The organism is Streptomyces sp. NPDC001315, assembly GCF_042896175.1.
GTDB lineage: Bacteria > Actinomycetota > Actinomycetes > Streptomycetales > Streptomycetaceae > Streptomyces.
The window spans coordinates 231,489-257,768 of the sequence record NZ_JBIAWZ010000006.1 but is presented as its reverse complement, the minus strand read 5'-3'; the positions used below and the strand labels follow the sequence as shown (position 1 = coordinate 257,768).

Genomic DNA, 26,280 nt, shown 5'->3' with positions numbered 1-26,280 from the left:
GGAAAGGAACGGCCGTGCCCCTCACGACCACCGGCGAGCTCGTCACCCGCGCCGCCGCGACCCGCTCCGCCGTCGCCGCCTTCAACATCATCACGTTGGAACACGTCGAGGCCGTCATCGCCGGCGCCGAATCCGCCGAGTCACCGGTCGTCCTCCAGGTCAGCGAGAACGCCGTCAGGTTCCGCTACGGCCGACTGCTCCCGCTCGCCCGCGCGGCGGTCGCCGCAGCCGAACGTGCCACCGTACCCGTCGCGTTGCACCTCGACCACGTCCAGAGCGACGCCCTGCTGCGCCAGGCACCGGCCGCCGGCTTCAGCTCCGTGATGTACGACGCCGCCCGCCTGCCGTACGCGGAGAACCTCGCCGTGACCCGGGCCGCCGCCGACTGGGCGCACGCCCAAGGGCTGTGGATCGAGGCGGAGCTGGGCCAGGTCGGCGGCAAGGACGGAGCACCCCCGCTCGACCCCCACGCACCCGGCGCCCGCACCGACCCCGCCGGCGCCCGCACCTTCGTGACGGACACCGGAATCGACGCCCTGGCCGTGGCGATCGGCAGCTCCCACGCCATGACCACCCGCACCGCGGCCCTCGACCACGCCCTCCTCGAACGCCTCTCCGACACCCTTGACGTCCCCCTCGTCCTGCACGGTTCGTCCGGACTCCCGGACCACGAACTGACCGCGGCGGTCACGGGCGGCATCGCCAAGGTCAACATCGGCACCGCCCTCAACATCGCCATGACCGGCGCGATCAGAAACTTCCTCGCCGCCAACCCCGAGGCGGTCGACTCACGCAAGTACCTCAGCGTGGGCAGGGAGGCGATGGCGGGGGCGGTGACACGGATCGTCCGGGTGCTGGGCTGACGCGCGCCGGTGTCAGGGGCGTCCACGGGGCACCGCCGGCTTTACTGCGAGCGCCCCCCTGTGATCACCTTCGCTATGTCATGTACAGGCGGCCTCTGGGGAGAGTGCCGCGCGGCAAGGGGGAGCGTGCGCCCATGCGCAGCGTCGCGGGGGAGACGGTTCAGCCGTGTCCCGGGTGTGGGGCCGAGATCCGTGTCGACAGCCGGTTCACCACGTGGTGTGCCGCCTGTGACTGGAACGTGGATCCGGCGCGGCCGGAGGAGCAGCCGGGACGGCTGGCCGGGGCCCAGCGTGCGCTGGCCCGGCGCTACGGGGAGAAACTGCTGGCCGAGGTGGCGGCCGGCGGGACGCTGCGCGCGCGGCGGGACGCCTCGTCGGTCCTCGCCTACACCGTCGCGCTCGTCGTCCACGGCATGACTCTTGCGCTGGCCGCCGGCGGGATCTGGTTCCTCGTCAAGGGGTGGGGCGGCGCGGGGATGGTGCCGGGCGTGTTCCTCCTGGCACTGGCGTGGTCACTTCGGCCGCGGACTCCCCGGCTGCCCGAGGACGTGCCGCTGCTGCGGCGCGCCGACGCGCCCGCGCTGTTCGCGCTCGTCGACGAGGTCGCCCGGGAGGCCGGCACCCGCGGTGTCGACGTGATCGCGGTCGACGCCGAGTTCAACGCGAGCGTGATGACCTACGGCGTGCGTGGGCGCCGCCTGCTGACGCTGGGGGTGCCCCTGTGGGAGACCCTCGGTCCGCGGCAGCGGATCGCGCTGCTCGGCCATGAACTCGGGCACTACAGCAATGGGGACACCCGTCACGGGGTGGTGGTCGGGACCGCGTACCACTCCCTGACCACCTGGCACTTCTACTTCTCCCCGATCCCGAATCCGACGACCGCCATGCAGATGCTCATGAACCTGGCCTGTCTCGTGCCCTGTTGGCTCCTCCAGGGTGTGCTGATGCTGCTGGACCGGCTGACCCTGCGCGCCACCCAGCGCGCCGAGTACCTCGCCGACCGCATGGCCGCCCGCGCGGGGTCCACCGTGGCCGCGGTGGAGCTCATGGACTGGTTCCTGGTCGCGGACTCGGCCGCCACCACTCTGCGGCGTGAGGTCAACAGCGCGGGCGTGGGCGGACCGCGCGCCGCGAGGAAGGCCGGGGATCCCGCGGAGGGGCTGTGGGAGCGGCTCACCGCCCACATGGCGTCGATCCCGGACCACGAGCGCGAGCGCCAGCGGCGCGCCGGTGCCCTGCGGGGACACAGCGTCGACACGACCCACCCGCCGACGCATCTGCGGCGTTCCTGCCTGCTGGCTGTTCCGCCGGTGCCCGCGGCCGTCGGGATCGACGACGACCGGCAGCGCCGGATCACGGCGGAGCTCACCGACGCGCGCGGCAGGGTGGCACGCCGGATCCTGCGGGACGGCTTCGAGGGCTAGACGGTCCCCCGGCCGCCCCGCTCACCCCCGCTTGACCGCCTTGAGCACCACGAACTTCGGGTCGCCGGCCACCAGCTGACTGTTGCCGAACAGCCGCCGCAGCTTGACGTGGTAGCCCAGGTGCCGGTTGCCGATCACCCACAGTTCGCCGCCCGGCCGCAGTGCGCGCCGCGCCCCGGTGAACATCCGCCAGGCCGTCGCGTCGGTCGTCGCCTGGTGGGAGTGGAACGGGGGGTTGCTGAGGACGATGTCGACGCTGCCTGCCGGCACCCCGGTGAGCCCGTCCCCGACCCGGAACTCGGCGTGCCCCGGTACCCCGTTCGCCTTGTAGGTCGCCTCCGCCGAGGCCACGGCCTGGAACGACTCGTCGACGAACAGCACCTCGGCGTCCGGGTTGGCCAGCGCCACCGTCGTACCGACGACACCGTTGCCGCAGCCCAGGTCCACGACCCGCTGCAGGCCACGGCTGGGGGGCAGGTGCTGGAGGAAGAAGCGGGTGCCGATGTCGAGGCGGTCCGCGCAGAAGACGCCCGCGTGGTTGACGACCGTGCGTCCGGAGGCGGGGCCGATGCCGCCGGGGAGCGGGTAGGCGTACGGCCATGGATTGGCGGGCCGCCGCAGCCCGGGATCGGGGGTGCAGAAGACGAGGCGCGCCTTGTGCTCGGCCAGCGACGTACGGGTCGGGCCGAGGATCCGCTCGAACAGCTGGAGCGTCGAGGTGTGGATCTCCTTCACCATGCCGGTGCCGACCACGACCGTGCCCTCGTGCACCGCGGGCGCCAGCCGCAGCAGCTGGTCCTCCAGCAGCGCCAGGCTCTTCGGCACCCGCACCAGGAGCACGTCGACACGGTCGGGTGGGGGATCCTGGGTCGTGAGCAGCCGCACCGACCCGGTCTCGACGCCGTTGCGGGCGAGGTTGGCCCGCGTCGCCTCCTGCGCGAGGTACGAATCGGTGATCTGCGTCGGCCGATGCGCCGCGAGCGCGGTGACCAGGGCGCCCCAGCGGTCGCCGACGACCACGACCGTGCCGGACAGCGGAATGCGCTGCTCGCTGAGGTGCCGGAGGAGATACGCGTCGGAGGCGTCCCAGGCCCGCAGCTGTTCGCGCGGGTCCTCGGGGAAGCGGGCCAGCGCGAGCTCGCCCCAGGGAGTCGTCATACGGTCGTTCATCGTGCGTCAAGGCTAGCCGAGTCGCAGCTCAGGGCTGGTGGGGGAGGATGGGGGCCATGGACGCCGAGCTGTTCCCCCGGGACCGTACGGTCGTCGCGCCGGGCGCGGTGCACGTGCCGGACTGGCTCGACGCCCGGCACCAGCGGGAACTGCTCGACGCCTGCCGCGCGTGGGCCCGCCCACCGGCCGGCCTGCGCACGGTCGGTACTCCCGGCGGCGGCACCATGACGGCCCGGCAGGTCTGCCTGGGCTGGCACTGGTATCCGTACGCCTACGCCCGCACGGTCGTCGACGGCGACGGCGCCCCGGTGAAGCCCTTCCCCGCCTGGCTGGGAGAGCTGGGCCGGCGCGCGGTGACCGACGCGCTCGGACCGGAGGCGGCCACCGGAGCGGCGTACGACATCGCGCTGATCAACTTCTACGACGGCGACGCCCGTATGGGCATGCACCGCGACGCCGACGAGAAGTCCGACGCGCCTGTGGTGTCCCTGAGCCTCGGCGACACCTGCGTCTTCCGCTTCGGCAACACCGAGACACGGACGCGTCCGTACACGGACGTCGAGCTGCGCAGCGGCGACCTGTTCGTGTTCGGGGGGCCGTCGCGGCTCGCGTACCACGGGGTGCCGCGGGTGCGCCCGGGCACGGCGCCGGCCGGGCTGGGACTGACCGGGCGGCTGAACGTCACCCTGCGGGTGAGCGGGTTCCGGTGAGCCGCTCCCGCGGCGCCGGGTCCCGGCCGGGGAGCAGCCGCGGGGTGGCGGTGCCGCCGTACGGTCCGGCGGGCCAGGACGCGAGGCCGGGATCCGGACGCCGGAGTGGACACGGTAACCGGCCGTGCGCGCCGGCACCCGAGCGGATCATGGGAGACTCCCCCTCATGAGCGGCAAGGCGGACCCCCGGCAGGCGGGGGAAGGGACCACCTCGAGGACGCGACTGGACCGGGGGCGCGGAGCGCTCGGGCCCGCGTTGGAGCTCGTGCACACCGGGCGCGCACCGACCCGTGCCGTGCTCACCGCCGAACTGGGCGTCACGCGCGCGACGGCGGGTGCGGTGGCCGCGGAGCTGGAGGCGCTGGGCCTGATCAGGGTCGACGCCCGGCCCGGCGCCGCCGCCGGATCGCAGGGCCGCCCCTCGCACCGGCTCGAACTCGCCGAGGACGGCCCGGTGGCACTGGCCGCCCAGGTACACGCCGACGGGTTCCGCGCCGCGCTGGTCGGACTCGGCGGCCGGATCGTCGCGACCGCCCCCGGCTGCGAGACCGTCGACGCCGACCCCGCGAAGGTGCTCGGCTCCGTCGTGGACGCGGGCGCCGAACTGCTGCGGCAGACCGGGCGGCGGTGCGTGGGCGCCGGGCTCGCCGTACCGTCCGCGGTCGCCGAACCGGAGGGACTGGCGCTCAACCCGCTGCACCTGGCCTGGCCTGCGGGGGCACCCGTACGAGAGATCTTCGCCGGGTGCGTCCGCGCCGCGGGCATCACCGGACCGGCCTTCGCGGCCAACGACATCAACCTCGCCGCGCTCGCCGAGCACCGCCACGGCGCCGGACGCGGGGCCCGCGACCTGCTGTGCGTGGCGACCGGGCACCGCGGCGTCGGCGGCGCGCTGGTCCTCGACGGGCGCCTGCACACCGGCAGTTCGGGCCTGGCCCTCGAAGTCGGCCATCTCACGGTCAATCCCGAGGGCGGCCGACCCTGTCACTGCGGCAGCCGCGGCTGCCTCGACGTCGAGGCAGACCCGCTGGCCCTCCTCACGGCGGCGGGCCGGGCGCCGGGTCCCGAGGTGTCGCTGCTGAAGCAGGCCGACGACCTGATCCGCGACGAGTACGACGACCCGGCGGTCCGCGGGGCCGTCGCGGCCCTGATCGACCGGCTGGGCCTGGGGCTCGCCGGCCTGGTGAACATCCTCAACCCGGACCGGATCATCCTCGGCGGCCTGCACCGCACCCTCATCGACGCCGACCCGGACCGGCTGCGCGCGGTGGTCGCCGACCGCAGCCTGTGGGGCCGCAGCGGGGGCGTGCCCATCCTGGCCTGTTCGCTGGACCACAACAGTCTGGTCGGCGCGGCGGAGTTGGCGTGGCAGCCGGTGCTCGACGATCCGCTGGGGGCGCTGGCCGCGCAGTGAGCACGGGTATCACCGGTACTTACAGCGCCGCCCCGCCGTCGATCACCAGATCCGTGCCCACGACGGACGCGGCAGCGTCCGAGGCCAGGTACAGCACGGCCTGAGCCACCTCCTCGGTCGACGAGACCCGGCCGAGCGGCGACAGCTCCTTCATCCGTGCGGCGCGGTCCGCCGACGACTCGCCGGGCCGCAACGACATGGCCGTGTCGGACGGGCCCGGGCTCACGGCGTTGATACGGACGCCCTCCGCGATGTGGTCGAGGGCGGCCCCGCGGGTGAGAGCGGAGACGGCGGCCTTGGACGCGCCGTAGGCGGCGATGCCGCGCGCCTGCCGGTGGGGGCCCAAATTGGACGAGACGTTGACGATCGCCCCGCCGCCCGGCTGACGGCGCATCTGCCGGATCTCGGCCCGCAGGGCGAGGAAGACGCCCGTGACGTTGACGTCGAGCAGTGTCCGCCAGTCCTCCTCCAGGACGTCCGCGACGGGGCCGCCGCCACGGAAGACACCCGCGTTGTTGACGGCGACGTCGAGTGAGCCGTAGCGGTCCACCACCGCCCGGACCAGCGCGTCGACGTCGGCGGCCCTCGTCACGTCGGCGACGAGAGCGACCGCGCTGCCGCCGGCTCCCGCCACGAGGGCGACGGTCTCGTCGAGCGCCGCCCGCCCGCGCCCGGCCACCACGACCCGGGCCCCCTCGGCGGCGAACGCCAGGGCGACGGCCCGTCCGATGCCGGATCCGCCTCCGGTGACGAGGGCGGTGCGGCCGGTGAAGCGGTTGCGGGACATGGCGTGACGTTCCTTTCGGGAAGGCCTTTGTGCGCTCAATTTTCTGGACCGTTCATTCCGGAAATTGCTCATTCCAGAAGGGTCAGGGCTTGCTCCGCCGCGTCCCGCACCCGCGCAGGGTCCGTCGAGACCTTGCCCACCACCCGCAGCCCCTGCATCAGCACGAGCAGCATGCGGGCCAGCGCCCGGGGTTCGCGTGCCGCGGGCAGCTCGCCCTGCGCCTGGGCCCGTACGAGCGCCGAGTGCAGCAGGGTCTCCAGGTGCTCCCAGCTGAGCTCCACGCGGCGAGCCGCCGCGTCGTCGTGCGGTGCCAGTTCGGCCGCCGTGTTGGTGACGAAACAGCCGCGTGTACGACCGCTGTCGTCGGCGGCCTCCGCGGCGAACCGCCGCACCACCGCGCGTACGGCCGGCAGCGCCGGGCCCGGCTGGGACAGCTCGCGCAGCAGCCGGGAATCGCGCGTCTCGCCGTACCGCTCCAGCGCCTTGAGGTACAGGTCCCGCTTGTTGCCGTAGGTGGCGTAGATGCTCGCGCGTCCGATACCGAGACGGTCCACGAGGTCGGCCATCGAAGTCGCCTCGTACCCCCGCCGCCAGAACAGTTCGAGGGCCGACTCCAGCGCCGCGTCCGGATCGAATTCCTTGCTCCTGGCCATGGGGCGACGCTAGAGCAATCAAGAACGATCGGTCAAGTAAGAGGGTGAGGAGGCTTACGAGTTGAGGGACTGACGCGTTGAGGGGTGCTGAGGGGCTGAGGGGTGCTGAAGGGCTGCGGGGCTCAGGCGAGACCCTTCTGCGCCGTGAGGCTCCACAGCGCCGCGACCGCCGCCCGACGTAGATCGGCCCGCCGCACGCACAGCCCGATCCGCAGCGGTTCGGGCGACGGATCGACGGGGATCACCGTCAGCCGGTCGCGCACCGCGCTGTGCTCCAGTACGAGGCGGGGGACCACGCCCGTACCGCAGCCGAGCGCGACCAGGGTCAACAGCCCTTCGTGGCCGTCCGGTTCACAGGCCACGTCGGGTGCCGTGCCGCGGGCGCGCAACCAGCGGTCGGCGGCATCGCGGACCAGCCCGCGGTGCGGCAGGACGAAGGGGCCGTCCAGATCGGGGTCGGGCCGGTCCCGCGCGGTGACGAGGACGAGTTCGCTGACCGCGACCGTCCGGCTCACCAGCGGCTCCGGCAGCCGCGCGGGGATCCCCGCGAACGCCGCGTCGACCTCGCCCTCGTCGAGCCGGGCCAGGGCCGCCGCCGCGTCCCCGGTGCGCAGATCGAGGCGGACCTGGGGGTGCGCGGCGCGGAAAGGGGCCAGCAGGTCCGGCAGCAGGGCCTGGCAGGCGGTCACCGTGGCGAACACGGCGAGTCGGCCGGTGAGTCGAGCGGGGTCAGGATGCTCGTCGCGGTAGGAACGCCACAGCTCCAGCGCCTGGACGGCGTATTCACGGAACCGGTGCCCCTCCGCCGTCAACGACACCCCGCGCGGACCGCGGTCCAACAGCCGGTGCCCCAGGTCCGACTCCAGCCGCTGCACGGTCCGGGTGAGCGTCGCGGGGCTGACATGGCAGTCCAGGCTGGTCCGCCCGAAGTTCAGCGTCTGGGCCAGATGCAGGAAAAGGCGCAGCTCCCGATGGTCGTCCCGCATACCGTGACCTTGCCCTTTCGCTTTCCGCAACAGGCCGCTGCACAAGTTGCGCTTGTCGCAACGATCGCGCGGAGCCTACAACTCGACCATGACCGAGACCACATACGCCTCCCGCGTCTTCCCCCTCGAAACGATGGACGTGCCCGGCGGCACGGAGACCATCCTGCGCGGTGGCCGCCACCTCTTCCCGCTGCTCCGGCGGGCCTTCGCCGGCGTCAGCCGCATCGGCGTCGTCGGCTGGGGCCCGCAGGGCCGCGCCCAGGCCCTCAACCTGCGCGACTCCCTCGCCGACACGGACATCACGGTCGCCGTCGGCCTGCGCCCCGGATCGGCCTCGGCCGCCGACGCCCGCGCCCACGGCTTCGCCGAGGAGGACGGCACGCTCGGCGACTGGCTCGCCGTCACCGCCGCCAGCGACCTGGTGATCCTGCTCATCGCGGACGCCGCACTGGCCGCCCACCACCAGGAGGTCTTCGCGACGCTCAAGCCGGGCGCCGTCATCGGCCTCTCGCACGGGTTCCTGCTCGGCCACCTCCGGGAGACCGGCGGCGAGTTCCCGCCCGGACACGGGGTGATCGCCGTCTGCCCCAAGGGCATGGGTGACTCCGTGCGGCGCCTGTACCAGCAGGGCGCCGAGATCAACGGCGCCGGGATCAACAGCAGTTTCGCGGTGCACGCGGACCCCGACGGACGCGCCACGGACCTCGCCCTCGGCTGGTCGGTCGCGCTGGGCTCGCCGTATACGTTCCGCACCACCCTCGACAGCGAGTACCTCTCCGACATCGTCGGCGAACGCGCCATCCTGCTCGGCGCCGTCCACGGCATCGTCGAGAGCCTGTACACCCGCCACCGGCTCGCCGGGGACGACGAGGTGACGGCGTACGAGAGGTCCTGTGAGAACGTCACCGGACCGATCGCCCGCACCATCTCCCGCGCGGGGCTGCGCGCGGTGCGTGACGGCCTCGACCTGGCCGGGCGGGACGTCTTCGACCGGGCGTACACGGCCACGTACGGGCCCGCGCGCGAGATCGTCGCCGAGATCTACGACGAGGTCGCCGACGGCACCGAGCTGCGCAGCGTGGTCCTGGCCGAACGCCGGCTCGGGACGCGGCCGATGAGCGAGATCGGAGGCTCGCCGATGTGGTCGGTCGGCCCGCGCGCGCACGCCCGGCGTACCGAACACGACACGCCCGTCGACCCGTTCGCCGCGGGCGTGTTCGTGGCCACGATGACGGCCCAGGTCGACGAGTTCGCCGAGCGCGGCCATCCCTGGTCGGAGATCGTCAACGAGTCCGTGATCGAGGCGGTCGACTCGCTGCTGCCGTACATGCACGCCCGGGATGTGGCGTACATGGTCGACAACTGCTCCCGCACGGCCCGCCTCGGCGCCCGCCGCTGGGGCCCGCGCTTCCAGGCGGCCTACGAGCAGATCGCGTACCCGGCGGCCGATCTCCCCGCGGACACGGCCCTGCTGGCGGCCTTCGACAGTCACCCGGTGCACGAGGCGCTGGCCGCGGCGGCCAAGCTGCGGCCGTCGGTGGACATCTCCGTCGCCTAGAACGGACCACCGGTCGCGGGCCGCTCGGCCTGCCGCCGGGCGCCCTCGGTCACGGACGGACCGGAAGCGGTGTCGGTACGGCGCGACGCGGCCTGGGTACCAGTTCCCCGCCGCAGTTGGGGCAGACGTTCCGCATGGCGTCGCCGCACGGTACGCAGAAGGTGCACTCGTAGGAGCAGATGCGGGCCTGCGCGTCGGGCGGCAGGGCCGCGGTCGTACAGCGTTCACAGCGGTCGCGCATGTCCAGCGCCATCGTTCGCGCACCTCACCTGCGGGGATGTCCGACTTCACCCATCTTCCAGGCACGCGCCGAGCCCGGAAGCACCCCTGCGGGCCAGAGACCGACACGATCGGGCCACGGCCCGGCCGCCCGTGCTCAGGACACGCCACCGAGTGGCGCCGCGTCACGCCCGAGGTGAGTGCACGCCGGTCACCGCCCGGTCAGCCGGCAACGGCGGACCGGGCGGGAGCGTGTGCCGGCCTGAGGCCGTCGGCGGTGACCTCGACCTCCGCGAACCGGTGCGCGGGCTTCTCCGCGACCGTACGGCGCAACGGGCGGGCCGGCGCGGACACCGGCGTCGGGAGCGTGAACCACACGACCTTGCCGGACTCGCCGTCCGGTCGCGCGCCCCAGCTCTCGCTCACCGCGGCCACCATCGCGAGCCCGCGTCCGCAGGTGGCCAGGGGCTCCGCGTCGTCGACCACCGGGAGTCGGGGGTCGTGGTCGCGGACCGAGACCGTGAGCCGGTCGAGCACCAGCTCCATCTCCACGGTGCACGTCTTGTCGGGCTGGGCATGCCGGTGGACGTTCGTCAAAAGCTCGGTCACACCGAGCGCGGCCCGGTCTATGAGGGGATCCAGATGCCAGTAGCGCAACTGCGCCGATACGATTCTGCGGACCTGGCCGATCCGCGACGGCAGGGCTTGGAGCTCCACCGTGCAGTGCCTGCTTGGGTGACTGATCACGGCTGCGACTCCCCGACGTGAGGTCCGGAAGAACACGGAGTTCGGATCCAGCGGGACGACTGCGTGAACGGCCGTCTGCTGTCGTGTCCGGCGGGCTGTCTCGCAGCGTTATCGCCGGTAAACCCAGAGTGACGTGAGACCAGCGTGACCCAGGGGGTCCGGTACCGCAACTCGCGGTGGCTCAGCCGCCACGCCCCGCAGCCCTGCGCACGGCCTCGATGAACCGGCGCGCCGCGGGCGGCCCGGGCTCGCCCGGAGCGGGGTCGTGATCGCCCAGGGTCAGCAGGTACCGCTTGCCGTTGAGGTCCGCGAGGGCGCGGTCCTCCGGCGCGAACCAGGGCTTCGACGCCCGCACCGCCTGCACCGGGGCGCTGTCGATCTCGCTGCCGTAACTCGTGAGCAACTCCAGTCTGCCGCCGCTGATCCGGACCTGCCCGGCCCTGGTGAGCGAACGCAGCCTCTTCCCGATCCGCACGCCCGTCGCCGTGAACTCCGGCTCCGCCATGCCGCCCGCCCCCTTGTGCGCGTGGGTCCGCTGGACCGCGCTCCTGCGGGGGTGATCCGACCGCGTCGTGATCCCACCCGCGATGTGATCCAGCCTGCTCCGTGATCCAGTGTGCGCCCCCGTTCGGGACGTCCGTCCCGCCCGCTGAAGTCTGCCCGGGTACAACGTCGAGCACCAGTACGTACGTCACCCGCGCGACGGTCACCCGGAGCACTCGCGTGAATGCGCCCCCCGGTATCCGCCATCGTGGCTCGTACGCCCGTGCCCCAGGCGTCCTTTGGGCTGCTCAAAGGTGTGTTTATGCAGGTGAGAAGTGGTGCGGAAGGTGCCTATGATCGAGGCGTCGACCGCGCGACGCGCCGTCGGCGTGGAGCGTAAGGAGCACCGCCGTGAGCACCACTCAGCAGAGCTGGACCGGTGAGACCCTCGACGTCGACCGTAGCGACGCCGTCTACCGTGACTGGCTGAAAGAGGCCGTCCGCAAGGTCCAGGCGGACGCCAACCGCTCGGCCGACACGCACCTGCTGCGCTTCCCGTTGCCGGAGCAGTGGGGCATCGACCTCTATCTCAAGGACGAGTCGACCCACCCGACCGGCAGCCTCAAGCACCGGCTCGCCCGCTCGCTCTTCCTCTACGGTCTGTGCAACGGCTGGATCCGGCCGGGCCGCCCGGTGATCGAGGCGTCCAGCGGCTCGACGGCCGTCTCCGAGGCGTACTTCGCGGGGCTGATCGGCGTGCCGTTCATCGCCGTCATGCCACGCACGACGAGCGCCGAGAAGTGCCGCCTCATCGAGTTCCACGGCGGGCGGTGCCACTTCGTCGACGACTCGCGCAGGATGTACGAGGAGTCCGCCCGCCTCGCGGTGGAGACCGGCGGCCACTACATGGACCAGTTCACCTACGCCGAACGGGCCACGGACTGGCGCGGCAACAACAACATCGCCGAATCGATCTTCCGTCAGCTGGAGTTGGAACGGTTCCCGGAGCCCGCGTGGATCGTCGCCACGGCCGGCACCGGCGGCACCTCGGCGACCCTCGCGCGCTACGTCCACTACATGCAGTACGACACCCGCATCTGCGTCGCCGACCCGGAGAACTCCTGCTTCTTCGAGGGCTGGACCACCGGCGATCCGGACGTCACCTGCGACTGCGGCTCCCGTATCGAGGGCATCGGCCGCCCCCGTATGGAACCGAGCTTCGTGCCGGGCGCGATCGACCGCATGATGAAGGTCCCCGACGCGGCGAGCGTCGCCGCCGTACGGGCGCTGGAGCGGGCCATCGGCCGCAAGGCGGGCGGCTCCACGGGGACCGGGCTGTGGAGCGCCCTGAAGATCGTCGCCGAAATGGTGGCCCAGGGGCGCCGGGGGAGCGTGGTGACGCTGCTGTGCGACCCCGGGGACCGCTACCTCGACAAGTACTACTCGGACGCGTGGCTGGCCGAACAGGGCCTGGACATCGCGCCGTACGGGACGGCGATCGAGTCGCTGCTGGCGACGGGCGTGTGGCCGGACTGAGCGCTACCCCGCCAGCCGCCGGTCCAGCGAAGTGACCGCGGCCCTGAAGGCCCGCCCGAGACCCGGCCGGGCCAGCCGCAGAACGAACCGGAACGCTGTCGTCCCGTCGGCGGTGAAGGTCCACCGCACGCGCGTCCCGGTGCCCGCCGGCGTCAGCCGCCACTCCTCGACCAGCGCCCGTGCGCCCGGCGCGTTGGTCACGTCCACGCGGTAGGCGTACACCTCGGGGCCCTTCGCGGCGAGGATCGTTTCCTCGAAGCGGACGCCGCCCCGGAGCCAGATCTCGCGTCCCGCCCCGTCGTCGGTCGGACGGGCGAGCGTCACCGCCGAGAACCACGAGGTCCAGCCGGGCACGTCGTCGGCGAGCGCCCGGAAGACGGGCTCGGGAGCGGCGGCGATCTCGTGCGCGAAGACCAGACGGATGGGCGCGGTCTCGACGAAGTCGAGCCCCATCGGGCGCAGACGGCGAGTCATCGAGGAGCCCTCCTTGTCAACAGGCAGGAGGAAGTGGGTGGTTGCGCGAACAGAGCCACCATAGCTGGCGCCCCGTCAGATGTCTGCGCCCTCGCCGGGCTCGCCCGCCACCACCAGCCGCCGTACGTGCTCCGCGATCTCCGCGCGCACCCGGGCCGGCAGCCCGGCGTCGGTCACCCAGGTGTCGACCTGCTCCAGCGCCGCGAACGAACTCAGGCCCACGGTGCCCCACTTGGTGTGGTCGGCGACCACGACGACCCGCCGCGCCGACTGCACCAGGCGCCGATTCGTCTCGGCCTCCGCCAGGTTCGGCGTCGACAGGCCCGCCTCGACCGATATCCCGTGCACACCGAGGAACAACACGTCGAAATGGAGCGCCGCGATCGCCTGGTCGGCCACCGGCCCCACGAGCGAGTCCGACGGGGTGCGCACCCCGCCGGTCAGAACCACCGTCGCAGCGCCCTGCCGCTGGCCCGAGGTGCGTTGTGCCACGTGGAAGACGTCCGCCACCCGTACCGAGTTGGTCACCACCGTGAGGTCCTGCACGTCCACCAGTTGGTGTGCCAGCGCGTACGTCGTCGTGCCGCCCGACAGCGCGATAGCCGAACCGGGTGCCACCAACTGGGCCGCCGCGCGCGCGATGTCCTCCTTGGCGCTCAGCTCCAGACCAGACTTCGCCTCGAAACCCGGCTCGTGCGTGCTCGCCTCGACCACCGGGACCGCGCCGCCGTGCACCTTCTCCACGACGCCCTGCCGGGCGAGCGCGTCCAGGTCACGGCGCACCGTCATGTCCGACACGCCGAGCTTGCGGGTCAGCTCGTTGACCCGGACCCCGCCACGGCGCCGGACCTCGTCCAGGATCAGGGCGCGCCGCTGCTCCGCGAGGAGGTTCTGATTCTCACTCACGTACGCTCCGGTTCCTTTCACCTCAGCCGTCCAACAGGCCCGCATACCCGGTCCGACGAGGACATTCTCCCCCCGTCCACCGTGCGCGGGCGTCCCATCCTCGCACGTGGCGGCGCGGGTCGTGCCACTGCCCGTCCCGACGCGCGCATGCCATCCAGGTGCGTGGGGCCCGCCCCGGTCGTCACACGTATCGGGGAGATTCCGTGACAGCAGGTGTACGCCACGCCCGGAGCGGACATCCTTGTGCCCGCACGGACAGCTGCCGACGGTGTGTCACGGGGGATGTGCGAACAGTGGAACGTGCGCAGGAACATGCCTCTGCCGACGGGGCGACCGCCTCCGCCGCACAGCCCGCAGCGGCGGGCGTCGCCCTGGAGCTCCTGGTCCACGGTGTGGGCGGCGCGACGCCCGAGAAGATGCTGAACGATCCGTGCACGGTGCGGATCACCGGTGACGACACGGCCGCGGTGTACCGGCGCGCCGACGACGTCGACGCGGAGTCCGGCCCGGGCGACCACCGGAGCGGGCCGGTGCCCGAGGCCTACGTCTGGTCCAACCTCACCTCCGGCAACGGCACGCGCGCACTGTGGCTGTTGCTGCTGCCGTTCATGGTGGTCAACCTCGCCCACTGGATGCGCCCCGGCACGCGGGGCCGCACGCGCACGGTGCGCCTGTACGGGCTGCTGGTCCGGCTCGCGGGGCTGACCTTGACCGTGCTGCTGGTCGCGGCCGCCTGCGAGGTCGCCCTGGACCTCGCGGCCTGGCAGTGCGCGGGCACGCACGCCTGCGCCCAGCGGCACTCCTGGCTGGGCTTCCTGGCGCCGACCGTTTCGGGCGGAGGCTGGTGGAGCCGCCCCGGCCGAAGACTCGCCCTCGCCTCCGTGCTGCCCGCCGCCCTCATCGGCCTGCTGTGGTACCTCTCCCACCGCACCTGGAGCGCGTACGAGTCCCAGCAGCCCCCCGTCCGTGCCCCCGAGCCCGAGGAGGAGACCGGCCGCACCGCACTGGGCCGGCCCGGCTTCTGGTACGGGCGCCGTCTGGGGGCCCGGCTGCGTGCCGCGCACACCGCCGCCGGCCTGCTCACGGTCGCCGCGGCGGTGGGCATTCCGGCCGCCGGTTTCGACCGCGGTCCGGGCGGGCCGGCCGCCCTGGACGCGCTGGGCCGACTCCTGGACGGGGCGCTGGTGACCGGGGCGGTCGCCGTGCTGTGGGTGGTCTGCCGACGGGGCCGCAGCGAGCGACGCCTCGACGGTGAGCTCGACGAGCGCCTCGTGCGCCGTCTGCCGCTGGCCGCCCTCACGCTGCTCGCCCTCGCCCTGCTGTACGCCGGCTGGGAGCGCCCGCACTGGCGGTCGCACGGGCGGCTGCCCGGCGACGCGACCTTCGGTGGCATCGCCCTGGTCCAGGGACTCCTCGTCATCGCCCTCGCCGTGGTCGCCCACCTCCTGCACCGCGCCAGACCCGCCCCGCGGGCCGCGATGCGCGGCCTCGGCGGACCCGCCGTCGCGATGCTGGCCTGCGCTCTCGGCGGCGTGATGTCCGGCGGTGTGTCCCAGCGCGTCGCCGACTGGCTGGACGGCACCGGAGCCACGATCGCCGGCCCGCCGGCCCTGCTGACCTGGCAGGCGTCCGCCATCCCGCCGCTGCTCGTCGTCCTGCTCGTGCTGTGCGTCCTGCTGGGGCGGAGCACCTGGCGGCTGCGCCACGCCGGACTGGACGCGGTCGACCGCGACTACCCGGGGGAAGCCAAGGACCCGGCGCGCAGCCGCCGGATCGCGAACGCCCGCGCCATGGCCGCCCTCACCGACCGAGGTCCCCTCGTCGTCGCCGTGGCCGCCACCATGATGCTGGTCCTGGGGGCCGCCGCGCTCGTCGGCGCCCTGACCACCGAGAAGACACCGGCCGGCGCGGCGCACGGCTCACCCCCCTTCGTACAAGGCGCCGCCGACACCGCCCAGGCACTCGGCTCCTGGCTGATCGGACTCGGCTTCGCACTCTTCGTCACCTGGGGCCGGCGCGCCTACAAGGACGCCTCCGCGCGGCGCACCATCGGCATCCTGTGGGACATCGGCACCTTCTGGCCGCGCGCCGCCCACCCCTTCGCCCCGCCCTGCTACGCCGAGCGCGCCGTACCCGATCTGACCTGGCGGATGGCCACCTGGACCCGCGACACGGGCGGCCGCCTGGTGATCTCCGGGCACTCCCAGGGCAGCGTGCTCGCGGCAGCCGCGGTCTGGCAGCTGAAGCCGTCCGAGCGCAAGCGGGTCGCGCTGCTGACCTACGGCTCCCCGCTGGAGCGCCTCTACGGCCGCTGGTTCCCGGCCCACTTCGGACCGGCCGCGCTCAGCTCACTGCACCGTCAGGTCGCCTGCTGGCGCAACCTGCACCGCCTCACCGACCCCATCGGCGGCCCGGTCCGCCTGCCCGGCGGCTGCGGCCCCGAGGTGGACCGCGAGCCACTCAAGGACCCCAGGGCATACGGCCGCACCGACCGGCACCCGCTCCCGGCCCCGATCCTCGGACACTCCGACTACCAGGCGGACCCGGCGTTCGCCGAGGAACGGGAGAGGCTGCTGGGCAGGTTGCGGCCGGAGATGCCGGGGCCGCGCCGCCCGGGTGGCGAGCCTCAGGACAGTTCGGGCAGGTCCTCGGCGTAGAGCAGAGTCAGGTCGTCCGTGCTCGGCTCCGCGACCTGGGCGACCCGGCCCGCGTGCCGTTCCACCATCGCCTCGAAGGTCTGGCGGGCGGTGCGGCCGTTGCCGAAGGCGGGGCCCTTGGGGATCGCCGTGAAGTACTTCAGCAGGGCTTCCGCCGTGCCGGGCGCCAGCCGGTACTCGTGCTCATCGGCCTGCTGCTCCACGATCCGCAGCAACTCCTCGGGGCCGTAGTCACTGAAGGTGATGGTCCGGGAGAAGCGGGACGCGACGCCGGGGTTGATGGAAAGGAAGCGTTCCATCTCGGCCGTGTAGCCCGCGACGATCACCACCACCGCGTCCCGGTGGTCCTCCATCAGCTTCACGAGCGTGTCGATGGCCTCCTTGCCGAAGTCCCGGCCGGAGTCCTCCGGGGAGAGCGCGTACGCCTCGTCGATGAACAGCACACCACCGCGCGCCCGTTCGAAGGCCTCCTGGGTGCGGATCGCCGTGGAACCGATGTGCTCGCCGACCAGGTCGACGCGGGACACCTCCACCAGGTGGCCCTTCTCCAGCACGCCGAGGGAGGCGAGGATCTCGCCGTAGAGGCGGGCGACCGTCGTCTTGCCGGTGCCGGGGGAGCCCGTGAACACCAGGTGGCGCTTGACGGAGGCCGCCTTCAGTCCCGCCTGCTGCCGGCGCCGGCCCACCTCGATCATGTCGGTGAGGGCCCGCACCTCGCGCTTGACGCTGTCCAGGCCCACCAGCGCGTCGAGTTCACCGAGGACCGCCTTCGAGGTGCGTGCCTCCTTCTCCGGCTCCGCGGCGGGGACGATCGGCTCCTGCTCGGTGACGCGCTGTCCGGGGATCGCGCCGAGCAGCCCCGGGGACCGGTCCGCTGTCTGCGTGAGTGGCTCCCGCGCCGCTGGTGTCCGCACGCTCGCGCTCTCGTCGCTCGTGCAGTCCTCGACCACGGGGCCCGAGCCGGACGCGGAGTCCGGGCCGCCCTCCGCGAACTCGTAACCGCCGCGCGCGCAGCGCTCCGTACGGCACTTCTTCAGCGTCGTACGGCAGCCGTCGAGCACATGGAAGCCGTAGCCGGCGCTGCCCGTGACCCGGCAGCCCAGGAAGCTGCCGCGGCCGCCGGCCGAGACGTAGAAGCCGGCTTCCGCCGGGGAGTCGACGGTGCACCGCTCGATGGTGGGGTCGGCGCCCTTGGTGACGATCACGCCGGTCTGCGTGCCGTCCAGCGTGCAGTTGCTGAGGGTGCCGCCGCTTCCGTGGTCACGGAACCAGGCCCCGGTCGCGGCGTCCCGGATGCGGCAGTCGTCGAGCTGCGCGGTGGCGCCGTCGCTCACCGACACGGCGGTGTTGCGGACCTGGGAGAGGTCGCTGTCGACGACGTCCGCGCGCGAGCCGCGGTCGAGGACGAACAGGGCGTCCGGCACGTCGTGCACCCGGCAGGAGTCGAGGACCGCGGTGGCGCCGTCACTGACCCATACGGCCGGGTAGTCGCCGGTGCTGTCGAAGATCTCGCACTGGTTGGCGTCCACGCGGGTGCCCGGGTCCCACACGGACAGTCCGTTGCGCCCGAACTGACGCACCGTCGTGCGGGTCAGCGTCAGCACCGAACGGGAGCGCAGGTCGACCGCGTTCTCGGGGATGTCGTGGATACGGCAGTCGGCGAGTGTCAGCACGGCGTCGGTGTCCAGGGTGACGCCGTCGGCCGCGGTACGGTGCACATCGCAGTCCGTGAGATGGGCGGTGGCCCGGGCGGTGATCTGCACGCCGCTGCCCCGCACCTCGTACACCTCGCACCCCACCGCCTCCAGCGCGGAGTTGTCGCCGGTCGCGCTCAGTCCCGCGCCCGAGGTGTGGTGGACCCGGCAGCGCTCCAGCCGTGGACGGCCGCCCCCGCGCACCGCCACGCCCGACTGGCCCGCCGCGACGACCTCGCAGTCCTCGAACACCCCACCGCCGCCGTCGACCACGGCGATGCCGATGCCCGCCGGGTTGTCGACGGTGCAGCGCCGCACGGTCGGCCGGGCGCCCCCGCGCACTTCGATACCGGCCGCGGACCGGGTGACGACACGGACATCCCTCAGCTCGGGGGTGCCGTCCTCGACCAGCAGCGCCGGCGCGGCCGCGTCCTGGCCCTCCACGTGCAGGTCCTGGATCACCGCCGAGGCGCGCACGGTCAGCGGCACTCCGTCCGGCGGCGCGATCCGCACCGAGCCGGGGGAACCCTCGGGACCGCGCAGGGTCACCGCCCGCTCGACGACGAGGTTCTCTCGGTAGGTGCCCGGGGCGATGGTGAGGACGTCACCCTCGGCCGCGGCCTCCAGGGCGGCGGCGAGCGACGCGTACTCACCCGTGCGGCGCCGCCACCTCGATGTGCCGGTGTGCGTCACCTGGACCGTGCCCTGTGCCATGGCGTTGCTGTGCCCCCACCTCGTCGTACGCGGGTTGATGCCGAAGACCCGGCCGGTCCACCGTAGCGTGCGCGCGGACGGTGGGTTGACCAGAGGCGGAAGGCCGTCAGCTGGACGAAGGGCCGTCAGCTGCCGGTGCCGGTCCGGCCCCAGTCCGGGCCCGCACGGTCCCAGGCCTGGTCCCAACGGGCATACCGGCCGCGGACCATGCGCCAGACGATCAGCCGTCTGCCGCCCTCGACGAGACCCGCGGTGAGCATGGCCGCGCCGAACCCGGCGAGGACGGCGTGCGTCGTCGCCGTCGCGGAGTCCAGGGGGCGGGCCACGATGTTGCCGTGTGTGTCCGTCCATATCGTGAAGTGGTCGCCGCTGTGCGGGGTGTTGAGGCTTGCCGTGGCCGGGCCGTGGTGCGCGGTGCCGTCCGGCGCCTTCCAGTCGGCGACCACGCGACTGCGGGCGTCCCGCAGGCCGGAGGTGTCGGGATCGGTCTCCAGTGGGGAGTGGGCCAACTCGCGGACCACGGTGGCCGTCACCTCGTGCCGCGTCGCGCGCTGGTCACGGACCGACCGCTGAAGGGCGTCCTGGGCCACGCCGCCGACAACGGATCCGATCACGGGCGCGACGACCAGGATGAGTAGCAGGGCCACGAGAGCCACCCAGGCCTCGACCAGGTCGGTTCCGCGGCGCAGCGGATTGTGCCGCCAACGCCAGAGTCCGCCGATCGCTCGCACCGTCCCGCACCCCCCTTCCCGCTCCGTGATAACCCCGCGCGGAGCCGTTCACGCGCGAGCCCGGCCAAAGAGAGAGCGAAATCACCTCTGACCGGGACCTCTCATGAACTCCTCACGAAATCCCAACGAGCGGATCCCGGCGGAGGGTTCCCGGACCGTGCCCGGGGACCGGCCGGGCGCAGCAGACTGGTGGCGTGACAGATGCGTCGACCCGTCAACTGCTCGACCGGTTCCTCGAGGCCGTCGTGCCCATGCCGTCGCTGGTCTGTGTGTGGGCGCACGGCTCGCTGGCGGGAGGTGACTACCAGCCGGGGCGCAGCGACCTCGACCTGATCGCCGTCGTCGAACGCCGTTCTGCGCCCGCGCAGGAGGCGCGGCTCGTCGAGGTGCACGAGAACCTGACGGTCACCCACCCCTTGGCGGCGAAGCTGCACTGCAGCTATGTCGCGGCCGACGAGTGGGACGACCTCACCGGCACACACCTCACGTGGGCGCACGAGGAGTTGCTGCACCGTCCCGTCACCCCGGTGACCCGCCGCGAGCTGCACGACTTCGGGAAGGTCCTGCACGGCCCACCGCCGGCGGAGCTCCTGCCGCCGGTCACCGACCGGCAGCTCGCCGACTTCGTCGCCGCGGACCTGGCGCACTTCTGGCGTCCGGCTCTGGACCACCCGGAGCGATGGCTGCGTGACATCTGGGTCGACCTCGGCCTGCTCACGCTCGCGCGGGCGAGCGTGACGCTGCGGACCGGCGCGCTGATCACCAAGGCGGAGGCCCTCGACGTACTGACCGGCCTGAGCGCCCCATCGGACGTGGTGAACGACATCCGGCAACGCCGCTACGGCAGCCCTGAGCCCGCGTCCGAGCAGTGGCAGGTCCGTCGGGCCGAGCTGACGCGAGCCTTCCTCGTCCCCGCCATCGAGCGCGTGCTGACGGGCGGCAGCCCCTGACGAGGGCCGTCCGGCACCGGGCTACTCGAGGATCCTCACCGGGTCGCCGACCCGGATGGTGCCGCGGGACTGCGGGACCAGATTCTGGCCGAAGACCAGTTTGCCGTCGATGCGGCGGTGGCGGCCGAGCGTGTACAGGGGCTCCTTGCCCCGGCCGGCGGTGGTCTGGTCGGTCGTGGTCACCACGCAGCGGCCGCACATCTTGGCGACGCGGAAGGTGACCTCGCCGATGGCGATGCGCGACCAGTCGTCCTCGGCCCACGGGGTGGCGCCCGACACCACCGCGTTCGGCCGGAAGCGGTTCATGGGCAGCGGTCCCTCGGCCGCGTGCCGGCCCTGCGCGATCAGCGAGTTGAGGGCTTCGAGGGAGGCGGTCGTGGTGACCAGCAGCGGGTAGCCGTCAGCGAAGGAGACGGTCTCCCCGGGCAGCGCGAAGTCGGGGTCGACGGGACGGCGCGTGGCGGGCTCGTCCATGTGCACGAGACGCACGTCGGCGCCGAGGTGGGCGCTGCACCAGGCGTGCGCGGCGGTGTCCGCCAGGACCCCCTCGACCTTGTCGCGGAAGATCTCCACCGTCACCGTGCCGGCCGGCTCCGGGACCGGCACGGTCAGCGGGTCGAGGCCGGGCGCGGACAGCCGAACGCCGCCGGGCACGAGCTCGGCGGCGGCCAGCGCGAGGCGCGGCTGCTGGCGTTGCGTGACGACCTTTCCCCCGTCGTCGATCAGCACCCAGCGTCGATCTCCGGCCAGCCCCCAGGGCTCCACGACGGCTTCCCGGAGCGACAGGCTCCGGAACGCCTTGACCGGATGAACGTGGATCGACTGCAGTTCCGTATTCCCCATGGGTTCCATCGTGCCAGGCGGCACGGACAACCCGAGGACGGATCAGTAGCCGCCGCGGTACTGCTGCTGGTTGTTGTACGGCTCCTGGTAGGGAGCCGGGGCGGGCCGGGGAGCCGCGGGGCGCATCGCCTCGTAGCCCATGCCGGGCTGGCCCGGCCGGGGCTGCTGCTGCGCCTGCGGACCGGGGTAGCCGCGCGGCGCGGCGGCCTGCTGCGGGATGTACGCCGTGGGCGCCTGTTGCAGCGGGGAGGGCTGCTGGGCCTGCGGGTAGCCGTAGGAGGGCTGGGACGGGGCCGCCGGGAGGGCGGGCAGCGCCGACGGGAGCGCGGGGAGGTGGCTGCCCGTGTCGTAGGCGGCGGGGACCCGGATCGGGGCGATCTGCGGGGTGCCCCGCTCGGCCACGAGCGAGTCGTAGATCGGAGTGTCCGGGAAGGAGGCGGAGTAGTAGCCGCCGCCATAGGTGGAGCGGGGGGAGGTCATGGCACATAAGTTAAGCCCACGATGTGCTGGTTGGGGAGACCGATAAGAGGGTTGTTTTCCGTGTCCGGAGTGACCGGGGATCCCCAATGCGAGCGAACTTGGCAAAAAAGGGCGCCGATCACCGTTCTGATCGTGTAAAGGCCGAGTTCCGGGCGGGTTACCGGCGGTTGACCTCGCGTGTTCCTGTGCTGCTCGTGGGAGTTCGCTGTAGGCCGGAATAGGTTGACCCTGTAGGCAACCCAATGGAGTGCCGGGACGCGGCCCGGTGCGGTGACTGGTGATGGGGGCGGACATGTCAATGTCGAAAGGGTCGAATGCGCCGGTGCCGACTACGGCGCTGCGCGTCGAATTGGGCTGGCGTGCCGGCCCCGGCGTGCCCGACGCGGACGCCTCGGCGCTGCTGCTGGTGGGCGGAAAGGTCCGTTCCGACGGCGACTTCGTCTTCTACAACCAGCCGGTGCACTCGTCGGGCGCCGTCCGGCACGAGGGGAAGCGGGACGACGGCGGCCGGGTGACCGACACCCTGCTGGTCGACCTCGCGCGCGTGGAGCCCGCCGTCGAGACCGTGGTGCTCGCCGCTTCCGCGGACGGCGGAACGTTCGGGCAGATCCCGGACCTGTACATCGAGGTCCGGGACGCGGCGCAGGGTACGGTCGTCGCCCGCTTCGACAGCACGGGCGCGACCGTCGAAACGGCGTTCGTGCTGGGGGAGTTCTACCGCCGTCAGGGCGCCTGGAAATTCCGTGCCGTCGGTCAGGGCTACGGCAGTGGACTGGAGGGCTTGGCGACGGACTTCGGTATCGCCGTGGACGAGCCCCAGCACACCTCGCCGGCACCGGACCCGGTCGCCGCCCCGCCGGTCGCCCCTCCGGTGACGGTGCCGCCACCGGTCCGCCACGCCCCGCCGCCCCAGGCGCCGCCGGCTCAACCCGTCCGCCTGACCAAGGTCACCCTCACGAAGGCCGCCCCGTCGGTCTCACTGACCAAACAGGGCGGCACCTCGGGTGCCATGCGCGTGAACCTCAACTGGGAGGTGCGCAAGCAGTTCTCGGGCTGGGGCAGCAAGCGCGGCCGGGCAGTCGCCCTGCACGCGGACCTCGACCTCGACCTGTGCGCCCTGTTCGAACTCGCCGACGGCCGCAAGGGAGTCGTACAGGCCCTCGGCAACGCGTTCGGAGCCCTGCACCAGCCGCCGTACATCCACCTCGACGGCGACGACCGCACCGGGGCCGTGGCCAGCGGCGAGAACCTCACGATCAATCTCGACCACACGCGGGACTTCCGGCGCATCCTCGTCTTCGTGACGATCTACGAGGGCGCCCGCTCCTTCGCGGACCTGCACGCCACGGTCACCCTCACGCCCCAGTACGGGGCCCCGATCGACTTCGCCCTCGACGAGTGCACCGTCCCCTCCACGGTGTGCGCGCTCGCGCTCATCACCAACAACGGCGGCGATCTCGTCGTCCAGCGCGAGGCCCGCTACCTGGTGCCCGAGCGTGGGGTGAGCCCGCAGCGGACCGTCGATCACACCTACGGATGGGGCATGAACTGGACTCCGGGCCGGAAGTAGGCAGCGGGATCAGCCCTCGTCGGGGACGGCGTCCGGACGCGTGTAGGTGCGGCCCTTCCAGGCCGCACCACGCCCCCGGTAGTGCTGCACGGCGGAATCGACCGTCATCAGGAGGTACAGGAACGCGGTGAACGGCAGCAGGGGAGCGAGCCACAGCGGCTGACGGTAGTAGCGGAGCATCGGTACGTACGTCCCCGCCATCACCAGCCAGGCCGCGGCGCCGAGACCGGTGGCCGTGGCGCTGCCCGTCGCCGCACCCGCGAACAGCGCCACGGGCGGCACCAGGTACACCAGTGCCAGTCCGGCGACCGTTCCCGCCAGGAGCAGGGGGTTGTGGCGCAGCTGTGCGTACGCGCTGCGCGAGACCATCCGCCACAGGTCGTGCAGTCGCGGATAGGGACGCACGCTGTTCACGGCGTCGGCCAGCCCGAGCCAGACGCGGCCGCCGGCTTTCTTGACGGCCCGCGCGAGCGCGACGTCGTCGATGACGGCGTGCCGGATGGCGTCCGGGATCCGGGCCCGCTCCGCCGCGTCGGCGCGAAGCAGCACGCAGCCGCCCGCAGCGGCCGCCGTCCGTGTCCCCTTCTTCTTGTTCTCCTTGTTCTTCTTGCTGATCCGGCGGAACGGATACAGCTGAGCGAAGAAGTAGACGAAGGCGGGCACCACGAGCCGCTCCCACGGGCTCTCCACCCGCAGCCGGGCCATCTGCGAGACGACGTCGAAGTCTCCGGTGCGGGCCGCGGCCACGAGTCGGCGCAGACTGTCCGGGGCGTGGGCGATGTCGGCGTCCGTCAGGAGCAGGTACTCGGGGTCACGCGCGCGTGCCAGGCCGATACCGTGGCGCACCGCCCAGAGCTTGCCGGTCCAGCCCGCGGGCGGTTCGCCCGGCGAGCCCACGGTGAGCGGCAGCCCACCGTGCCGCTCCGCCAGCTCGCGCGCCAGTGCCCCGGTGCCGTCTGAACTGCCGTCGTCGACGAGGAAGACCTCCACCCGGCCCGGATAGTCCTGGGCGAGCAGCGACGGCAGGCTCGCCGGCAGGACGGCCGCCTCGTCGCGCGCCGGCACGACGACGCAGACGGACGGCCACGGCCGCGGATCCTCCCGCGGCGGCAGCCTGACGTCCGTGCGCCAGAAGAAGCCCTGGAAGAGCAGCAGCCACAGCCAGGCGGCGAGGGAAGCGGCGGAGGTCCACACGATGGCGCTCACCCGCGCAGTCTGCCCCACCGCGCCGGTGCGCAGGGGCCCATCGTCTATCGTGGCCGGGTGAAGATCGCGCTCATGGACTCCGGAATCGGCCTGCTGGCGGCCACCGCCGCGGTACGGCGCCTTCGACCCGACGCGGATCTGGTCCTCTCCCTGGACCCCGATGGCATGCCCTGGGGACCGCGGACTCCGCAGGACCTCACCGAGCGCGCCGTGGCCGTCGCGGAGGCTGCCGCAGCCCACCGGCCGGACGCCCTCATCGTCGGCTGCAACACCGCCACCGTGCACGCCCTGGACGCACTGCGCGCCCGCCTCGAACCCGGTGTGCCGGTCGTCGGAACGGTCCCTGCGATCAAGCCGGCCGCGGCCGGCGGTGGGCCCGTCGCGATCTGGGCCACGCCCGCCACCACCGGCAGCCCCTACCAGCGGGGGCTCATCCGGGACTTCGCCGACGGCGTGGCCGTCACCGAGGTGCCGTGCTGGGGACTCGCCGAGGCCGTGGAACACGCGGACGAGGCGGCCATCGACGCCGCCGTCACCGCGGCCGCCGCGCTGACGCCCGCGGAAGTGACGACCGTGGTCCTGGGCTGCACCCATTACGAGCTGGTCGCGGACCGCATCCGGGCCGCCGTGCAGCGCCCCGGCCACCTCCCGCTCGTGCTGCACGGCTCCGCCGGTGCCGTGGCCGCGCAGGCGCTGCGCCGCATCGGTGAGCTCCCCGCCCCCGAGGCCCCGGCGGTCGGCTCGCTGACCGTGCTGCTCAGCGGGCGCGAGGGGACGCTGCCGACGCCCGCTCTGGCGTACGCCGAAGGGCGGCTGTTGCAGGTGGTCAGCCCCGCCTCGTGACCGACGGTCACCGATCGGACGCCTTCGGTCCGCCGCACGCCCAAGTGGCGCAGTCACCCTGTGCGATGCGGTACCCGCGCAGCGAAACCTGAGTAATCTCATAGATATGAGGGACCACCTCCACGACGAGAACGCCGCGCGCCCGGATGTCTGGACCGGGCGCGCCACCAACCGCTTCCAGTGGCTGCTGGCGCTCGGCGGGGCCGCCTGCATGGCGCTCGGCATCGAACTGGCGGTCGACTCCGCGTGGACGTCGGGCTCTGCCGCGCTCGTCATGGCGGTCGTCGGCTGTATCGCGGCCGGCCTGCTCGTCCTCTTCGGCACGATCGCCTTCGTGCACGTCGATCTGAAGCTCGACAAGGAGTCCCTCGAGGTGCGCTGCGGCCACATCGGCGTGCCGCGCCGCCGCATCCCTCTGTCGCATGTCGCCGGCGCCGACTTCGCTCCTGTCGTCACCCCGCGCCACTGGGGCGGCTGGGGCTACCGCTGGCGTCCGGAGAAGGGCACCGCGGTCGTTGTGCGGCGCGGGGAGGGCGTGGTGCTGCGGCTGTGGGACGGGCACACGTTCACGATCACCGTCGACGACGCGGAAGCGGCCGTACGGGTCATCCAGGACCGGCTGCGGTTCAACGCGCACGGCCCGGTGCACTGACGGCACGCGG

General features: G+C 72.8%; 25 protein-coding genes. 11 read left to right on the top strand and 14 right to left on the bottom strand.

Annotated elements, in window-relative coordinates; translation table 11 throughout:
• Positions 1-14: 14 nt before the first annotated feature.
• Together ACFY16_RS19815 and ACFY16_RS19810 are read left to right on the top strand one after the other, a co-directional pair.
• The gene (locus tag ACFY16_RS19815; RefSeq protein ID WP_390648418.1) at positions 15-863 is read left to right on the top strand and encodes a ketose-bisphosphate aldolase; all 849 of its coding nucleotides are present in this window, start codon (positions 15-17) and stop codon (positions 861-863) included.
• A gap of 134 nt (positions 864-997) precedes the next feature.
• On the top strand, positions 998-2,287 hold the full coding sequence (locus ACFY16_RS19810) for a M48 family metallopeptidase (protein WP_390648417.1): 1,290 nt from the start codon (positions 998-1,000) through the stop codon (positions 2,285-2,287).
• A gap of 21 nt (positions 2,288-2,308) precedes the next feature.
• Here ACFY16_RS19810 and ACFY16_RS19805 read toward each other — a convergent pair whose 3' ends face one another.
• Positions 2,309-3,445: a methyltransferase gene (locus ACFY16_RS19805; RefSeq protein ID WP_390648416.1), complete on the bottom strand. Its 1,137-nt coding sequence runs from the start codon at positions 3,443-3,445 to the stop codon at positions 2,309-2,311.
• 68 nt (positions 3,446-3,513) lie between these two features.
• Between ACFY16_RS19805 and ACFY16_RS19800 the strand changes: the two genes are divergently transcribed.
• Complete coding sequence (locus tag ACFY16_RS19800) at positions 3,514-4,167, top strand: alpha-ketoglutarate-dependent dioxygenase AlkB family protein (RefSeq protein ID WP_390648415.1); 654 nt, start codon at positions 3,514-3,516, stop codon at positions 4,165-4,167.
• 166 nt (positions 4,168-4,333) lie between these two features.
• Positions 4,334-5,581, top strand: a complete 1,248-nt coding sequence (locus ACFY16_RS19795; protein WP_390648414.1) for an ROK family protein — start codon at positions 4,334-4,336, stop codon at positions 5,579-5,581.
• A 19-nt stretch (positions 5,582-5,600) separates the two neighbouring features.
• Here ACFY16_RS19795 and ACFY16_RS19790 read toward each other — a convergent pair whose 3' ends face one another.
• From ACFY16_RS19790 to ilvY, 3 genes are all read right to left on the bottom strand, one after another.
• Positions 5,601-6,368, bottom strand: coding sequence for an SDR family NAD(P)-dependent oxidoreductase (locus ACFY16_RS19790; protein WP_390648413.1), 768 nt, complete (start codon positions 6,366-6,368; stop codon positions 5,601-5,603).
• Positions 6,369-6,436: 68 nt separating this feature from the next.
• Positions 6,437-7,021, bottom strand: coding sequence for a TetR/AcrR family transcriptional regulator (locus tag ACFY16_RS19785; RefSeq protein WP_390648412.1), 585 nt, complete (start codon positions 7,019-7,021; stop codon positions 6,437-6,439).
• A gap of 122 nt (positions 7,022-7,143) precedes the next feature.
• A complete protein-coding gene (gene ilvY / locus ACFY16_RS19780; protein WP_390648411.1) occupies positions 7,144-8,007 on the bottom strand; it encodes an HTH-type transcriptional activator IlvY in 864 nt (287 codons plus the stop codon).
• An 88-nt stretch (positions 8,008-8,095) separates the two neighbouring features.
• Here ilvY and ACFY16_RS19775 point away from each other — a divergent pair, with 88 nt between their 5' ends.
• Entirely contained in the window at positions 8,096-9,565 is a 1,470-nt protein-coding gene (locus ACFY16_RS19775; RefSeq protein ID WP_390648410.1) for a ketol-acid reductoisomerase, read from the top strand.
• Positions 9,566-9,614: 49 nt separating this feature from the next.
• On the opposite strand, the gene ACFY16_RS19770 is transcribed toward ACFY16_RS19775, so the two are convergent.
• From ACFY16_RS19770 to ACFY16_RS19760, 3 genes are all read right to left on the bottom strand, one after another.
• Complete coding sequence (locus tag ACFY16_RS19770) at positions 9,615-9,818, bottom strand: DUF1272 domain-containing protein (protein ID WP_390648409.1); 204 nt, start codon at positions 9,816-9,818, stop codon at positions 9,615-9,617.
• Positions 9,819-10,006: 188 nt separating this feature from the next.
• The gene (locus ACFY16_RS19765; RefSeq protein WP_390648408.1) at positions 10,007-10,531 is read right to left on the bottom strand and encodes an ATP-binding protein; all 525 of its coding nucleotides are present in this window, start codon (positions 10,529-10,531) and stop codon (positions 10,007-10,009) included.
• A gap of 181 nt (positions 10,532-10,712) precedes the next feature.
• On the bottom strand, positions 10,713-11,036 hold the full coding sequence (locus ACFY16_RS19760; RefSeq protein WP_390648407.1) for a hypothetical protein: 324 nt from the start codon (positions 11,034-11,036) through the stop codon (positions 10,713-10,715).
• Positions 11,037-11,425: 389 nt separating this feature from the next.
• Between ACFY16_RS19760 and ACFY16_RS19755 the strand changes: the two genes are divergently transcribed.
• Positions 11,426-12,550: a PLP-dependent cysteine synthase family protein gene (locus ACFY16_RS19755; protein WP_390648406.1), complete on the top strand. Its 1,125-nt coding sequence runs from the start codon at positions 11,426-11,428 to the stop codon at positions 12,548-12,550.
• Between the two features lie 3 nt (positions 12,551-12,553).
• On the opposite strand, the gene ACFY16_RS19750 is transcribed toward ACFY16_RS19755, so the two are convergent.
• Positions 12,554-13,024: an SRPBCC family protein gene (locus ACFY16_RS19750; RefSeq protein WP_390648405.1), complete on the bottom strand. Its 471-nt coding sequence runs from the start codon at positions 13,022-13,024 to the stop codon at positions 12,554-12,556.
• Positions 13,025-13,099: 75 nt separating this feature from the next.
• Positions 13,100-13,930, bottom strand: a complete 831-nt coding sequence (locus ACFY16_RS19745; RefSeq protein ID WP_390648404.1) for a DeoR/GlpR family DNA-binding transcription regulator — start codon at positions 13,928-13,930, stop codon at positions 13,100-13,102.
• A 293-nt stretch (positions 13,931-14,223) separates the two neighbouring features.
• Here ACFY16_RS19745 and ACFY16_RS19740 point away from each other — a divergent pair, with 293 nt between their 5' ends.
• Positions 14,224-16,587 (top strand): hypothetical protein, encoded by a 2,364-nt coding sequence (locus ACFY16_RS19740; RefSeq protein ID WP_390648403.1) that lies wholly within the window; start codon positions 14,224-14,226, stop codon positions 16,585-16,587.
• Here ACFY16_RS19740 and ACFY16_RS19735 read toward each other — a convergent pair.
• On the bottom strand, positions 16,557-18,995 hold the full coding sequence (locus tag ACFY16_RS19735; protein WP_390648402.1) for a right-handed parallel beta-helix repeat-containing protein: 2,439 nt from the start codon (positions 18,993-18,995) through the stop codon (positions 16,557-16,559). The genes ACFY16_RS19740 and ACFY16_RS19735 overlap by 31 nt on opposite strands.
• Before the next feature lie 125 nt (positions 18,996-19,120).
• Entirely contained in the window at positions 19,121-19,726 is a 606-nt protein-coding gene (locus ACFY16_RS19730) for a hypothetical protein (RefSeq protein ID WP_390648401.1), read from the bottom strand.
• 194 nt (positions 19,727-19,920) lie between these two features.
• On the opposite strand from ACFY16_RS19730, the gene ACFY16_RS19725 reads away from it, so the two are divergent.
• Positions 19,921-20,676, top strand: a complete 756-nt coding sequence (locus ACFY16_RS19725; RefSeq protein ID WP_390648400.1) for a nucleotidyltransferase — start codon at positions 19,921-19,923, stop codon at positions 20,674-20,676.
• 21 nt (positions 20,677-20,697) lie between these two features.
• Here ACFY16_RS19725 and ACFY16_RS19720 read toward each other — a convergent pair whose 3' ends face one another.
• Together ACFY16_RS19720 and ACFY16_RS19715 are read right to left on the bottom strand one after the other, a co-directional pair.
• Positions 20,698-21,519: an MOSC domain-containing protein gene (locus ACFY16_RS19720; RefSeq protein WP_390648399.1), complete on the bottom strand. Its 822-nt coding sequence runs from the start codon at positions 21,517-21,519 to the stop codon at positions 20,698-20,700.
• A gap of 42 nt (positions 21,520-21,561) precedes the next feature.
• The gene (locus ACFY16_RS19715; RefSeq protein WP_390648398.1) at positions 21,562-21,999 is read right to left on the bottom strand and encodes a DUF6643 family protein; all 438 of its coding nucleotides are present in this window, start codon (positions 21,997-21,999) and stop codon (positions 21,562-21,564) included.
• A 298-nt stretch (positions 22,000-22,297) separates the two neighbouring features.
• On the opposite strand from ACFY16_RS19715, the gene ACFY16_RS19710 reads away from it, so the two are divergent.
• Positions 22,298-23,569: a TerD family protein gene (locus ACFY16_RS19710; RefSeq protein ID WP_390648612.1), complete on the top strand. Its 1,272-nt coding sequence runs from the start codon at positions 22,298-22,300 to the stop codon at positions 23,567-23,569.
• 9 nt (positions 23,570-23,578) lie between these two features.
• Here the strand turns inward: ACFY16_RS19710 and ACFY16_RS19705 are convergent, their stop codons facing one another.
• Positions 23,579-24,793, bottom strand: a complete 1,215-nt coding sequence (locus ACFY16_RS19705; RefSeq protein WP_390648397.1) for a glycosyltransferase — start codon at positions 24,791-24,793, stop codon at positions 23,579-23,581.
• A gap of 39 nt (positions 24,794-24,832) precedes the next feature.
• Between ACFY16_RS19705 and ACFY16_RS19700 the strand changes: the two genes are divergently transcribed.
• Positions 24,833-25,618 (top strand): glutamate racemase, encoded by a 786-nt coding sequence (locus tag ACFY16_RS19700; RefSeq protein ID WP_390648396.1) that lies wholly within the window; start codon positions 24,833-24,835, stop codon positions 25,616-25,618.
• Between the two features lie 106 nt (positions 25,619-25,724).
• Positions 25,725-26,270, top strand: coding sequence for a hypothetical protein (locus ACFY16_RS19695; protein ID WP_390648395.1), 546 nt, complete (start codon positions 25,725-25,727; stop codon positions 26,268-26,270).
• Positions 26,271-26,280: the final 10 nt, after the last annotated feature.